This window comes from Ruegeria hyattellae (assembly GCF_041537925.1).
GTDB lineage: Bacteria > Pseudomonadota > Alphaproteobacteria > Rhodobacterales > Rhodobacteraceae > Ruegeria_C.
In genome coordinates, this window is record NZ_JBGOSH010000006.1 from 120600 (window position 1) to 134972 (window position 14373).

Sequence of the window (14373 nt, forward strand, 5' to 3'; positions counted from 1 at the left end):
TTGTCAGCATCCCTCTGACTGGGCACCTTGTCTATGCAAGGTGGCTCGATCACTCAGCGGCCTTCAGCGCGCCCTGAGCGGGCTCAAGAGCTTCGCGAAGGGTTGCCTCAAGCAATCTGGCTCGTTTCGTCTCAGCGGCGCTGAGACTGGCTTCTAGCTGGTCGCAGATGCCCATCAGTTCATCGACCTTGGCGACGATGCGCTTTTGTTCGGCGAGAGGTGGTAGGGGTATTTTTACGGCTTCCAAAATCCCGAGATTGATGTTCTTTTGCGCTGTCGCTGGAGCAAACTCCAAAAGGTTGGATTTCGCAGTCCGTACAAAGAACTCAAAGTAGACTGCGCTTTCGAATTCAGATGCCGGAACGAGGCCGACTACGCTATCAGGAAAACATGCATCAAATTGAAGTATTCCGCTGTCAGCAATGTTGGCCGCAATGGTTATGCATAGAGTGCCACTAGGCCAAACCATGCTCTGCTGAAGCCCACAATCGTTGTACTTTGCCGAGAAAGTGTTTACCCGCCCTTGTGATCGAGCCACATCACCCGTTTGTACCATCGGATAAATACCATCCGAAAAGAGCTTGGGATCATTTCGTGGTCGATGTTTCGACTTACCTCTTCCAAATTTTCCGACTTTGGGAAAAGTAGTCCACGCCCAACCTCTGGGTAAATCAAAGGGAAACTCTTCGGAATTCTGATTAGTCGCTTTGCTCTTTGCTTTGCGCCCGCCCGAGTTGAGCCGTTCGACTTCTTCAGAAACTCTTTCCAGCAAAGCTGAGGCAGGTTCATCATTCGGGTATTGTTCTACTAACTTCCCTCTAACGGCCAAATCGAAAATTGCCTGCCTGATCCCTTTGATCTGATCCTGTCGATGGGTAATCGACGGCAATGCACCTAGTGCAAAACGTGCGCTATCTCGGAACTCTTCGACGATGCTTCTGGCATCAGTCAGCCGGGTAAGACTGGCAGCGGTCAGCTTGTCTCGGGTGGCTTCGCGGCTGTTACGTGCTTCCTCCAACTGGTCGCATAAAGCCAACAATTCATCGACCTTGGCGACGATGCGATGCTGTTCGGCGAGGGGTGGTAAAGCGACTGGAATGCTATTCATCTTCGCTTGGTTCATTTTCGGCTGCGCCGTGCCCGTGACAAATGGGGTCAGATCCGTCGCATTTATCGAAATTTCAAGGAAACGCAAAAAACCCTCTGAAATCCCATCAAGAACGTGAGCATGGTTGTTAACCCAGTACTTACCTCTCGCGATGAACGCTATCGGCTTAGACCGCAATACAAGGTTGGCGCCATCTTCACCAATTAGCAAAAGAGGTTTTTCAAACAAATAGTCATCGATCCTGTCGATAACTCCTGACGCGCCATAGTAGTCATAGGTCTTTTCGCGTTTTTCGCGATCAGCTTTTGAAACTGGCACCCGTTCACTGTCTCTAGATACAACAATGTCTCCAAATCTCACCCAAGCCCATGTTAGGGGAATTGGGTAAGGCTGATCTTCCTGGGACAGCCTTTCCGGCGCGTTTGCCGAAATTCGTCTTCTTGATCGTTCCGTGACGCTCTTATGTTTGGCAATGTCGTTCAAAAGATCATCTACTTCGTCATCTGCGGTTATTTGCGCCGTTAGTCTTCCCCGAACTGCTAAATCCAAAATGAAACGGCGTAGCCTATCCACCGAGTCCGCCGCATCGCTGATCTGATCGTAGTGTTGAAGCAGTAGGGCGGCGTTCATCGCAGCAAAGCCTCCGATAGGATCGACTTTAGCTGATCACGCAAGGCCAGAACTTCTGCTTCTGCTTGCTGTAGATCAGCGGCCAATACTGCAGGGTCGCCAAGATCTTCTTCTTCGCTGTGCGGGTTCTTGATATCGAGGTTGAAGCCGCGCTCCTTGATCTCATCGATTGTGGCTTTCCACGCCTTTGGCCCTGCTTCACGACCGACTCGCGTTTCACCACCCCACCATGCAACGCAGTCGCCCAAGTGACCAAGCTCAATGGGCTTGGTCATAGAATAGGCTTTCCTGTCCGATGGTACTTTGTGCTCCCAGTACCAAACCTCTTCCGTTGGCTTGCCCTTTTCGAAGAACAGCAGATTGGTACCGATGCTAGCATAGGGTTTGAATACCGAGTTTGGCAGGCGAACGATGGTGTGCAGGTTACACTCCTCCAGCAGGTGCTCCTTCAGACGGGTTTTAACGCCCTCACCAAAAAGCGAGCCATCGGGCAAAACAACAGCCGCACGACCATCCTGCTTCAGCAGACGAACAATCAGAGCGAGGAACAGATCAGCGGTTTCACGGGTACGAAAATTCTGGGGAAAGTTCTGCTCGATGCCATCTTCTTCTTTCCCGCCAAATGGAGGATTGGTGAGGATGACATCCACGGCATCTTTCGAGGTCCAATCGCGGTAGGGTTTCGACAGCGTGTTGTCGTGCTTGACGAACGCTGGTGCTTCAACGCCATTGAGTAACATGTTTGTTGTGCAGAGCATGTGCGGCAGCGGCTTTTTCTCCACCGCCCGCAAGTTGCCCTGAATCGTGATTTCATCTTCCGTGGTTTTCACGTGGTGCTTACGCATGTACCGCATGGCGCAGGTTAGAAAGCCTCCTGTGCCGCAGGCAGGGTCCATGATTGTTTCATTTGGCTTTGGGTCTATCCGATCCACCATGAACTGCGTCACAGCGCGAGGGGTATAAAACTCTCCGGCGTCCCCAGCGGACTGCAGTTCCTTCAACAAGCCTTCATAGGCTTCGCCGAAATGGCGCTTCTCGGCCATATCGTTGAAGTCGACAGTGTTCACAACGTTGATGACCTGACGCAGCAACTGCCCCGATTTCATGAAGTTATTTGCGTCCTCGAAAACCTCGCGGACAACAACCGCCCTTGGGCCAGCTTCAACTGGTAGGTCTCGAAGATCAGGGAATAGCGTGCCATTCACGAACTTCAATAACCTGTCGCCGGTAATGCCCTCTGGGTCTGCCGCCCAACTGCCCCATCGTAGCTCTTTCGGAACGGGGGATACGAAGCCGTCCTTGGTAAACTCAAGTTCCTGATCTTGGTCATCAAGGATTTTCAGGAAAAATATCCAACATAGCTGCCCTATTCTCTGAGCGTCCCCATCCACGCCCGTGTCTTTGCGCATTATGTTTCGGATCGTCTTGAGAGTATTATTGATGCTCATCCCGCCTCGGCCTGTTTGAATATTTCGTTTTCTAACTCACGAACGGCCTGTTCGTAGTTTGATTTTCCACCAAACGCTTTCGCTATTTGGATGGGGGTGCCGATCTTGTCAAAGGGTTCGAGCTTCAGCACCCGGTTATCCTCAATCGTTTCAACACCACCATCCGCGTACTTGTCCAGTAGGGCCTCCAGAACAGCCTTTGCGGTATCGCTGTACTTTGCGAAGTAATTCCGCTTCTTGACGTTGTTGGCGCGCTCTGCGCGCGTCAGAGGCGGTTGATCGAAGGCAACATGAAGGATCAGGTCAAGTTCGCTGACATCCTTGCCCACTTCCTCCTCTAGATGATCCAGCAGCACACCGCGCTCGGCCAGTTCTTCTATGATTGCCCGCTTCTTGTCGGCTTCGTTCCAGCCCCGGATAAACTCATCCAGAGAACGGTATTCCTCGACAATCTGTTTCTTCGCAAAGTCTCGGTAAGCCTCTGTGACCAAATGGCCATCGGGTCCAATGTAGCTGATGCGTTCGTTTACGATTGTGGCGCTGACAGAGCCGAGCTTGTACTTGGATTGACCGCCAGTATCATCGCCACCTTCGAAGTCGTCATCATCGTCTTCGCCGCCACCGTCTGGACCATCGCCACCCCCACCGTCAGGTGTCCAGTCGTCGCCATCGATGATTACAACGGGATCACCATCAAATGCGGGATCACGAAACAACTCAGTCGCCTTTTTGAAGTCCATGATGGTGAAGAACATCTTGTTGTGTTCCTCGTCGATCCGGGTGCCACGCCCAATGATCTGCTTGAACATCGTCATAGAGGCAATCGATTTATCCAGCACGATCAGCTTGCAGGTTTTTGCATCAACGCCCGTCGAAAGCAGTTCGGAGGTGGTTACGATGACTGGGAACCTGCTTTCTGGGTCGATGAAAGGGTCTAACTGTTCCTTGCCCTCTTTGCTGTCGCCTGTAATCCGCGTGATGTATTTCGGGTTTTCGATAGCCCTCTGTCCCGCTGCGTTCACCAGCGCTACTCGCATTCTTTCAGCGTGATCGATGTCCTCGCAGAAAACGATAGTCTTGGCGAATGGGTCCGTCGCGTTGAGGAATTCTATCACTCGATTGGCCACCAGCTTCGTCCGCTGGTTCAAAACAAGGATACGATCCATGTCTTTCTGGTTGTAGACGCGGTCTTCAATCTCTTGCCCTAGGTCATCGACCATGCCCGGCTCGGGGCTCCAACCCTCCACGTCGCGGTCGATGTCGATGCGGATGACTTTGTAGGGTGCAAGAAACCCGTCTTCGATCCCTTGTTTTAGGCTGTAGGTGTAGACGGCATCCCCAAAATATCTGTTGGTGGATACATCGCCCGTCTCTTTGGGCGTTGCCGTCAGACCCAGATGGATCGCACTGGAGTAGTAGTCCAGTATTTCGCGCCATGCTGCGTCATCGGCTGCGCTGCCCCTGTGACACTCGTCTATGACCACGAGATCAAAGAAGTCGCGCGATACGGTCTTGAACGCCTTATCTGCCTCGTCTGGCCCTGTGAGCGCCTGATAGAGCCCCAGATGGACCTCGTAGGCGGGATCGATCTTGCGGTTCTTGATCTTGGTCATGACGCTGCCAAATGGCTTGAAATCGTTGACCAGTGTCTGATCGACCAGAATGTTCCGGTCAGCCAGAAACAGAATGCGTTTGGCTTTCCCTGCTTTCCACAGACGCCAGATAATCTGGAACGTGGTGTAGGTCTTGCCCGTACCGGTCGCCATAACGAGCAGAGCGCGGTCCGAGCCCTTGGAAATAGTTTCCACTGTCCGGTTGATGGCCTCGACCTGATAGTATCGAGGCTCTTTCCCGCTGCCATCAGAATAGTAGGGTTGCTCAACCAGCGATCCTTCATCGTCTGAGATGCCACGGTATTTCTTATAACGAGCCCAAAGGAGGTCAGGATTGGGAAAGGCATAAAGCCCAACTTCGTCTTCGATCAACTCGGGCGGTACAGCCGTCTTGTTGTGCGTGGCGAAGGCATCACCGTTGGAACTGAATGCGCTGGGCACATCCAGTATTTCTGCATAGGACAGTGCCTGCTGCATCCCTTGGCTTACCATGTGCTTGTTATCTTTGGCTTCAACGACCGCGAGCGGCAGGCCCTTGCGCCAAGACAGGACGTAATCCGCGAACTTCTTTTTCTTCTTGTTTCGCGCCGACATGTTGCCCCGCACAACAACCGGCCCCGGTGTCAGCGTCACTTCGCGTCTGATTTGTGTAAGGTGGTCCCAACCCGCGCCCTTGATACTGGGCGTTATGAACAGGTCGCAAATATCAATTTCGCTGAGTTCAAGTTTCTCTTTTTTATCCATGATGCAAACAGGTACTTTTCCAAATTTTGCGACACGCGGACAAATCCGCGTGCCGGTCTCTAATCAGTACTTATGTTTCTCAGTTTCCTCAACGCACGTCGTCGCGCCAATTCTACTGCAGCGATCTGATCGTCGTGAACGTGGACGCGATGCAACAGTTCGACACCCGTCAATTGGGCGTGGTCGTCAATAGTTGGACGTGGCAACGTCGCGGCACGCATTGCCTGTAACCCGGCCTGCTCCTCCAATTGCTTGGCAACGGGTAGGTCCTCGTAAACGGTCAACAGTTCGGGCGGCAGGTAGTTCAGGGCGTCCTCGCGCGCCATCTCTATCGCCCACTCATGGCGCACCTGAGCCGCTGACATGCGACCACCGCTCTGAATGAATGCCGCCGCCAGCCGCAATGTCACGCGCCATTGGCGCTCACTCACAGCACGCGGGTCTTCGTCGATATCAATGCCGCCCACGGCGTAGACCGCCTTGTTGTAGGCCTCCGCGACCCGGTGGATTTCTCGGATGGCAGCGAGGTCATCACGCCTGCGTTGCTGCTCTTCAAGAACGGCGTCTTGCTCCGCCTGTGCCGGGTCTATGCAGCCTTCTTCGCCGGTACCGGCCATATGCATGCTCATGCCGCTTCTCCTTCTCTTTGGGCGTCTATCAGCGCCTGAAGCAATGCTTCCTCGTCGATGGGCTCTTCGGCCACCTGTGCCACCTCTTCGGGCAGTTCACCGGCCAAGATGCGATACCAGCTTGCAACCGCATGGGTCGCCTTCGGTTCTTCGACTTCTCGCCGGAAGCTTTCGCCATCGATCACTTGCCACATTTGGTCCGGGCAATAGGCAGGCGGGTAGCCCGGCTCCGTTAGCCACAGCGCCATGGATGGTCTGAAAATCATGTCCGAACGCACCCACATGCCAGTCTTGATATCGTCCGGAATAGCGTCGGCTAGGCGGGCTTCACCCCAAGGGATCGGGTCGCTCCAGCCGAGCGCCTTGTTCAGGTCTGTCATGGTTTTCTCCTTTTCATCGATTGATGCGCATCCCGTCAGATCGATTGATCTACCGGCGACCACCCGTGGAAACGGGTTGGTGGTCAGGCGGGATTGCCTGACGCTCTGGATGCTGGTTTCGTTTGCAGAATACGTATTGATCCTATGGGATTAGCTCCCGTAGGACCCCTCTAAATCCGGAGCACGCCGCTCCCAAGGGCAATAGATTTGGGTTGCCAAGTGATCGTCGGTAGGGGAAAATATAACTAATTAGGTAGATTTCACTTGAAGCAACGACGAAACCCGCCAGTTACTTCGAAACAATATTTTTTAAAGGTTATGTGATTATGGACCGAGGCTTTTGGATTGGTTTTGTCGTAGCCGCAATCATTATTCCGCCAGTTCTGCTGGGTAGCTACGGGATGGCTGCAGATGGTGCCATGGACGCCGTGTCGGCGGGGCTTGGAGCTTTAGCTGCCCTTGTCCTAGCGCTGGTAGTCGGATTGGCGTTTCGAAAGAAAATTCTCGAGTTTTTCAAGCTCAAGTCTGCAGAGTTTGAAGAAGGTTTCGGTGACTTGTCAGACGCTGCAGAGCAAGTGATTGCTGGAGACCAAGGTGCAGCAAAAGAGAAAGTCAAAGAAGCTGCGAAGAAAGTTGCCGGTTGGTACAGCTTCACAAACTTCTATCGTTGGATCATTGGCACATGCATTGCGCTCTTACTTGCCTACGCAGGTTTCGCGGGAACAGCGCTGCTATTTGAACAAAACAGTAGGATAAAAGAGCAAACTACTGTTCTGCAGAACCAGAGCACACTTTTCGAAGAGCAGACAAAGCTCTTCGGCAAGCAAACTTTGCTACTTGAGGAGCAGACCAATCAATTGAGGGAACAGAACAAAAGGTTTGATATCCAGAATGACCTTTCCAGCTTGTCATTGGTATCGCAGCTTCGTCAGAGATTGCTGGCATCTACATTGCTGAATGAATTCCGTGCAAATCTCTCGACCATCGACCAACAACCAATTGCAGAATACGAAACTATACTGAGCATATTCCTTGGAAAAAACACCTTAAGTCTTTTTAACCCGGGAAAGTTGGGTCTGAATTCACCAAACGAATGCACAGCGAATGCTACATTGGTAAACTCCGTTTTTCGCTCACCGAACCCTTCTTCAGTGCGAGCAATAGCCGACCTTGCGGGTTCCCAGAACATCGGTGAAGGGGTTATACGTTCTTTGGAAATTTTGCTTGAAGACGAAAACCCTTCTGTTGTGATTGGCGCGCTCCATGCACTAGACTTGGCAGAAAGTGTTCCGGAAAACTTGACCATAAATCTCTCGAATTTGGTCGAGGCGAAGATTTCCCTGCAGTCTAAAGTAGAATTGAAAATACGGAACAGTCTCGTCGGAAATCTCAGCTGCGAAAACTGCGAAATCTCTGTTGTCAATTCGATGGTTGTATTTAGTCGAAAGGCGAAAGCAACTGTTAAGTCGGCATCGCATTCGATATTGGTTGCGCCTTCAGAATGGGCTCTCGTGAAAGCACAAGAGGCACCACAAGACAACAAGATTGGACTGGGAAGACTGTTCTACACAAAACTCGCCGGGAGTTTCATGCTGGACAACGAGTTCACACGAGTACGTGTCGTAGGGACAGAGCCTGACGAGACTTACGATGTCGTGGAGGGTGACAAGTTCTTTTCGATGAACCTTGATCTCAATACTGAAGTCGTGAATGCAGTCGACGCTGTCGCTGCGAAAGAACAAATTCAGGCAGGGAAACCTGTAGACTTCTTAGGCCAAATCGTTTCTTCCACAGTGCGATTTGGAGATAATTCTCCAGAGGAAATCGACTACAAGGTTGACTTAGATCGAGTAAAGTTCTGCAAGAATTTTGGACAGATTGTGGGGGCTTTGCCCTACTTGGAATTAGCGGAACCACAAGCTTCAGAATAGATTTTGGAAACCAGTCATCAAACGGCTTAGATATTTGTCGTCAAGTCTAATCGACAGCATCTTTGCTCGTGATGTAAGTCTCATATTTACCCAACGTGCAAGGGCACACGCCAACTCGCATAGTTCATTGAATTACGACTAGTCATCAGCGACGCAGCCTTCATTGCATCACGATGCCCTCCAGCAGAGGCAGTGGTCCACGATGATCCAATCCGGTTCGTTTTTCAACTCGGTCAGCGCCTTCTCGTGATCCATGGGCATGCCCTCGTCCACGACGCCTAGGATTGTCACGGCTGGTATCAGGTCGTCGTTTCCATTGCTGAACGCCACTCGCACAAACCCCTCGTCGTAGGGCTCCAGCACCTCACCAGCGGCCAGTACGCAGTCATGGGTGAACGTTTCGACACCTGTGTCCTCGTGCCGCCCTCTAAGAGCGCCAGCTTCAACGTCAACGTAAAGCACATGCTGGCCGACCTCGACGCCCCTCTGCCAGTCCAGCGCCTTGCCGAGGTTGCCGCGCACGTCGCTGACGAAATCCTCCAAGAAGGTTGCTGCCGGTTGAGCCTTGCCCGGTTTGACTAGAAATCCGAAATGCACTTTCGACCCTTCTCTGTGTTTCCACTCGAAGAATTTTCTTCTCGTCCAGTTTTAACTAGGTTCATCCGGAGAAAGGAACCAATCTTCTCCGGTATCAAGCCGATGAGTATAAACTACTGGCGGTAGTTTAATGCCAATGCTGGGAAAGCTGACGCGGTAGGCCAAGAGGCCAAACAGGCGAATTTGAAACCGTGCACCTCCAATGTTCCCATCAAAGGCAATCCCATGAAAGGCGTCTGGTTTGTCGGCCCTCATGTATTCCACCATCTCTTCCGCCAATTCCTCATCCTGATCCAGTAGGACGGTACGAAGCGGATCGAAGGCTTGGTCATAAATCTTGCCGCCTATGAGAAGCGCCGCAAATTCATAGGCTGTCTTCAAAGGAACGAGCGGGCTTAGTGGGGGTTCGGAATATGTTGGGCTCGAGGGATGATCTTCCCACTTCTTGACATGCAAGCCTTCGACCAATTCGACATCCTGCCCAACGGGAGCATCTCTCCAGCGTGATATCGCCTCTTCAACTTGTGATGCCGTGCCACCTCTCTTTTGGATGCGTGACCTTATCTGAGTTAGTGTGTCTTCTTCCGGCACCACAATAGAACCGTCCTTCAGACTAAGCACACCTGTATTGCCGTCTTTTCGTACCTTAGCCCTAGAAGTCAGGTCGCCAAATTGACTTTGGTACTCAGCGCCGCGCTCGAGCTTTTCCTTCAACTGGGTGAGGTCCGGCCCTAGCCCCGAAGCGGCCTTGCGGAGTTCTGGCGCGAGGCGAGCCGCAGCTTCGAACGTGGAGCCAAATAGGCTGTTGCATTCGCGGCAAAGAAAGCGGGAGGTGAGGATGCCTCCAAGGCTATCTGGTATCACATGCTCAAGGCTCAGTTCTTTCGAGCCTAGGCAGGTGATGCACGCCGGATGTTCCCACTCAATTCTCATTTTTGGTTTCTCAAATTTGGGCGTTCTTGGTCCAATTTGCCGCGTAGCTCTGGTTTCCTCAACGAAATAGCAATCTCGGAGGCAAGTCAGATCACCAACAGCGCAATGACGAACCTTGAATACCATTCATACGCGGAATATGTGGGGGTCTATATGGGGCTCTAGTCCCGGTCACCTTTGAAAGGCCCTTTGTTTTAAGGCATTTCATGCGGTATTTTGGTAGCGGAGGAGGGACTTGAACCCCCGACACGCGGATTATGATTCCGCTGCTCTAACCAACTGAGCTACTCCGCCACGGTGAGAGGCGATGTAAGCGAGGCGCAGGAGAGGGTCAAGAGAGAAGTGTGGCCGTTTGATGTGTTTTTTTACCCGCGTAGGGCGGGCTCATGTACCGGTCGAGGTCGCGCCGTCTGCCCGGCATCTGGCAGCCGTTCGGCGGACGAAATCGGCGCTATCCTTCGGGGCGGTGACCGGAATCATGTGGCCGCGATTGTTCAACTCTTCGTAGCTCAGGCCGAATTGCGTCATCAGGCGGCCCTGGGTGGCTGGGTCGAGGATTTCGTCACTGGAGGCATTCAGAACCGCGCCGGGAACCGTTAGCGTGCCATAGCGTGCGACCTGCGCCTCGATACTGCTTGCCGAGGCCTGCAGGTCGGTGCAGGCCCCCAGAAAGGTGCCAGGGCACAAGGCTAGCATACCACCGCCGCGGGTCATGAAATCTTCCGGCGCGGGTTCGGGCGCGAAGACGAGGCGCAGATTTCGACGGCGGAGCACCTTGACCATTGGGGCGTAGAGAGTTTGCGCCAGAAAACTGCGTAGGCGGGGGCCGGTGATCTCGAGCGGTTTGAACACTTCGGGCACTGAACCGACCGGGTGTGTCAAGGGGCAGAGCAGCGCCATGCCGGTAGTTTTGTCGGGCCGGTCCAGTGCCATTGCCAACGCTAGCGCCCCGCCAAGCGAGTGGCCCACCAGAACCGGGTTCTGTACGCCAAGGCGGTCAAGAAATGTCCCGATCACCCTGGCCTGCGCCGCAAGCCCCTTGTCGGTGGCGTTGAACGGGGTGGAATAGCCGCATCCGGGGCGGTCCAGCGCTATCACGTGATGATCGCGGGCCAAATCCTCCATCATGGCATAGGTGAAATGTTGCAAATTGCCGGAAAGGCCGTGGATCAGCACCAGGGTCGGATCGTCGCGCGACCCCGCCTCGACATAGTGAATTGCGCCGCCGGGCAGGTCCAGCCGCGTTCCGGGCATGGGAACGGTGGCCTCGGCCGCGCGGGCGATGGCCCGCGTCCAAAGATGTGCCGCGCCCAATAGCAGCACGATAGCAAGCAGGGTCCAGAGCAGGGTCATCATGGGGTGGGTGTCCAATCGAAAGAGGGTGTTCCAAACCTATCGTGATGCGGGCGCTTGTCTACTGGCCGTTGGCCTCAGTTGCTTTTGTTGATCTCGGCAATACTCGGCAGCGGCAAGGCGTCGAGCAGGCGGAACACCTCGTTCCGGCAGGCCTGTTCGGGCCAATTGCCGGGTTGGAACACCGAGGGCAATACCGGATGCCGCAGGGCCACCCGGCGCCAGCGATGGATCACCAGCGTGCGCAGCGTGGCGATCTGAATTGAACTCAGGGTCTCTGCGCCGGGCCTGTCGGCACTGACCGCGTGCGCGGCATCGCGCAGCGAGGCGCTGGCTTGCGACAGGTCTTCGGGAAAGAGCCGCGATTTGAGCCAAGGGGGAATGGAATGGGCCGTTGCAGTGAACCCGATCAGGTCCTCGCAGTCGTCGGGCAGGGGGCCGGGGCCAAGCGCGGCGTGGCGTCCCAGCGCGATATAGTCTTCGGTCAGCAGCAACGTGTTGAGCGTGTCCGCAGCGCGGCCATCCTCGGCGATCAGCAGGTGCCATTCCGGCACGGGCGCGGGATTTTCATCATAGATGCGCGGGGTCACGGCGGCGGACTGGGCGCGGCCATACTCGGTCAGGAAATGCACCGATCCGCGCCCAATCCGGTCACTGTCGATCCAACCATCTTTGCGTAGCCGGTGCAATGCGACGCGGATCGCTTCGGGCTTCAGCCCCATCGGCTGCAATATGGCGGTGAGCGCCGCGCCCGAGACACGGTCGCCCTTCTTTTGCGCCAGATCGCCGAATAGCGACACGATCACCGACCACACCTTGAAAGCCTGAGGGTCGGCGAGGCGGGCGACGGCGCTGTCAAACCAGAGGTCGGATTTCGTCATTCCAGCAGTCTAGGATCTGCGCACCTCAAGCGCCATGCGAATTTGATCCGTTTTCAGGCGGCCTGAGCAATATAATAGCTAGCAGGCGTTCATGGTCAGCAGCTCGTATTCGGCGACGGTTTCGTCCTTTTGGTTGGAAAGGGTGACGTGCCAGCGCACTTCGCCATAGTCCGCGTTGCGGCGGGTCTTCTTTTTTACACTCAGGCGCACTTTGATGCTGTCACCCGCGCTGACCGGCTGCATGAAGCGCAGGTTGTCGAGGCCGGTATTGGCCAGTACCGGGCCTTCATCGGGCTGCACGAAAAGGCCGGCCGCGAAGCTCAGCAGCAGATAGCCATGGGCGACACGGCCCGGGAAGAACGGGTTTCGCTTTGCCGCCGCGTCGTCCATATGGGCGTAGAATGTGTCACCGGTGAATTGCGCGAAGTGCTCGATGTCCTCCAGCGTGACCTCGCGCGAAGCCGTGTGCAGCGTCTCGCCGATGTCGAGGTCGTCGAAGTGGCGGGTGAAGGGATGGGCCGGGCCCGTGACCTCGGGCGCGCCGGGCACCCAGGTCTTTCCGATAGCCGACAGAATTTCGGGCGATGCCTGAATGGCGGTGCGTTGCATATAGTGTTTCACGCCGCGCACGCCGCCCAATTCTTCGCCGCCGCCCGCGCGGCCTGGCCCGCCATGCACCATATGCGGCAGCGGCGCACCATGGCCGGTGCTGTCCTGCATCGACTGGCGGTTGTTGATATAGATGCGCCCGTTCCAGGCGGCGCAGCCCTGCACTACATGGGTTGCCACCTCAGGATCATTAGTAATGAGCGAAGTGACCAGCGAGCCACCACCGCGATTGGCCAATGCCACCACGTGATCGAGATCGCGATAGCCCATGATCGTCGAGACGGGGCCAAAGGCCTCGGTATCGTGAACGTGTTGGGCGCGATCAGGGTCGGGGCAATGGAACAGCAGGGGCGACAGAAAGGCGCCTGTGTGCTCATGCGGGTCGCCGAAGACCCGGTCCGCCTCCTGCCCAATGAGATCGGCCTTGGCCAGTACATCCGCCTTTTGCGCGGTGGAAATCAGCGCGCCCATATCCGTCGCCTCGAGCCGGGGATCACCGATGGTGGTGGACGCAAGGCGCGCGGACAGGGCCTCGATCACCGCCTGGGTAAGGGGCTCGGGCGCAAGGATGCGGCGGATGGCGGTGCATTTCTGGCCGGCCTTAGTGGTCATCTCGCGATGGGCCTCTGTGATGAAGAGGTCGAATTCCGGGCTGCCCGGCACCGCATCGGGGCCAAGGATCGAGGCGTTCAGGCTGTCCTGTTCTGCTACGAAACGCACCGCGTTCCGCACGATCGCCGGGATCTGGCGCAAGTGCAGCGCGGTTGTGGCCGAGCCGGTGAAACTGACCACATCCTGCGCGCCGAGATGGTCGAGCATGTCGCCCAGACCTCCCGAGACCAGTTGCAGGGCACCATCGGGCAGGATGCCACTATCCAGCATAACGCGCACCGCCTGTTCCGTGACATAGCAGCTGGAGGTGGCCGGTTTGACAATGGCAGGCACGCCCGCCAGCAGGGTCGGCGCGAGCTTTTCCAGCATACCCCAGACCGGGAAGTTATAGGCGTTGATATGGATGGCGACACCCTGCAGCGGAGTGCAGATATGCTGGCCCAGAAAGGTGCCGTTGCGGGAAAGCTGCTCGACTTCGCCATCCAGATAGACCTGCCCGTCCGGCAACTCGCGCCGCCCCTTGGAGGCAAAGACGAACATCGTGCCGATGCCGCCATCGATGTCGAACTGGTGATCCTTCCGTGTGGCGCCGGTGTCGAAGCTAAGCTCATACAGCGCCTGCTTGTGGTCACTCAGCGCCTGCGCCAGTGCTTTCAGCATCCGCGCGCGGTCGTGGAAGCTCAACGCCCGCAACGCAGGGCCGCCGATATCACGCGCATAAGCCAGCATGGCCTGCACATCCAGCGTGTCATTGCCGGCCTCCGCAAGAGGCTGCCCGGTAATGGCCGAGTCAATGCGACTCGCGCCTTTGCCCGGCTTGATCCAGGTTCCGGCGGCGTAGCTGGAGACTTGCTTAAGTGTCATGGCAATTCCCTTTGATTCTGTTCGAAACGCCTTGGCCAGGT

General features: G+C 55.3%; 11 protein-coding genes and 1 tRNA gene. 1 reads left to right on the plus strand and 11 read right to left on the minus strand.

What is annotated here, in order from left to right; translation table 11 throughout:
* Nucleotides 1-49: 49 nt before the first annotated feature.
* Genes AB1E33_RS16025 through AB1E33_RS16045 form a run of 5 tightly spaced genes read right to left on the minus strand, consistent with a single transcriptional unit; the run spans nt 50 to nt 6552 of the window.
* Nucleotides 50-1738 (minus strand): restriction endonuclease subunit S, encoded by a 1689-nt coding sequence (locus AB1E33_RS16025; protein WP_372578279.1) that lies wholly within the window; start codon nt 1736-1738, stop codon nt 50-52.
* Nucleotides 1735-3186, minus strand: coding sequence for a class I SAM-dependent DNA methyltransferase (locus AB1E33_RS16030; protein WP_372578280.1), 1452 nt, complete (start codon nt 3184-3186; stop codon nt 1735-1737). Before AB1E33_RS16030 ends, AB1E33_RS16025 begins: the two co-directional genes overlap by 4 nt.
* A complete protein-coding gene (gene hsdR / locus AB1E33_RS16035; protein ID WP_372578281.1) occupies nt 3183-5543 on the minus strand; it encodes an EcoAI/FtnUII family type I restriction enzme subunit R in 2361 nt (786 codons plus the stop codon). Before hsdR ends, AB1E33_RS16030 begins: the two co-directional genes overlap by 4 nt.
* 59 nt (nt 5544-5602) lie before the next feature.
* Nucleotides 5603-6172, minus strand: a complete 570-nt coding sequence (locus AB1E33_RS16040) for a hypothetical protein (protein WP_372578282.1) — start codon at nt 6170-6172, stop codon at nt 5603-5605.
* On the minus strand, nt 6169-6552 hold the full coding sequence (locus AB1E33_RS16045) for a hypothetical protein (protein WP_372578283.1): 384 nt from the start codon (nt 6550-6552) through the stop codon (nt 6169-6171). Before AB1E33_RS16045 ends, AB1E33_RS16040 begins: the two co-directional genes overlap by 4 nt.
* Before the next feature lie 326 nt (nt 6553-6878).
* On the opposite strand from AB1E33_RS16045, the gene AB1E33_RS16050 reads away from it, so the two are divergent.
* Nucleotides 6879-8483, plus strand: coding sequence for a hypothetical protein (locus AB1E33_RS16050; RefSeq protein WP_372578284.1), 1605 nt, complete (start codon nt 6879-6881; stop codon nt 8481-8483).
* Nucleotides 8484-8651: 168 nt separating this feature from the next.
* Here the strand turns inward: AB1E33_RS16050 and AB1E33_RS16055 are convergent, their stop codons facing one another.
* The 6 genes from AB1E33_RS16055 to paaZ all read right to left on the minus strand — a co-directional run bounded on the left by AB1E33_RS16055 (nt 8652) and on the right by paaZ (nt 14332).
* Nucleotides 8652-9080, minus strand: coding sequence for a hypothetical protein (locus AB1E33_RS16055; RefSeq protein WP_372578285.1), 429 nt, complete (start codon nt 9078-9080; stop codon nt 8652-8654).
* Between the two features lie 51 nt (nt 9081-9131).
* Nucleotides 9132-10013, minus strand: a complete 882-nt coding sequence (locus AB1E33_RS16060; protein ID WP_372578286.1) for an HNH endonuclease — start codon at nt 10011-10013, stop codon at nt 9132-9134.
* Between the two features lie 217 nt (nt 10014-10230).
* Nucleotides 10231-10307: transfer RNA gene (locus AB1E33_RS16065), tRNA-Met, on the minus strand.
* Between the two features lie 90 nt (nt 10308-10397).
* Nucleotides 10398-11369, minus strand: coding sequence for an alpha/beta fold hydrolase (locus AB1E33_RS16070; RefSeq protein WP_372578287.1), 972 nt, complete (start codon nt 11367-11369; stop codon nt 10398-10400).
* Nucleotides 11370-11443: 74 nt separating this feature from the next.
* Complete coding sequence (locus tag AB1E33_RS16075) at nt 11444-12247, minus strand: PaaX family transcriptional regulator C-terminal domain-containing protein (protein ID WP_372578288.1); 804 nt, start codon at nt 12245-12247, stop codon at nt 11444-11446.
* Nucleotides 12248-12325: 78 nt separating this feature from the next.
* Nucleotides 12326-14332 carry a phenylacetic acid degradation bifunctional protein PaaZ gene (gene paaZ / locus AB1E33_RS16080; RefSeq protein WP_372578289.1) on the minus strand — a complete coding sequence of 669 codons (2007 nt, stop codon included), beginning with the start codon at nt 14330-14332 and terminating at the stop codon, nt 12326-12328.
* Nucleotides 14333-14373 lie beyond the last annotated feature (41 nt).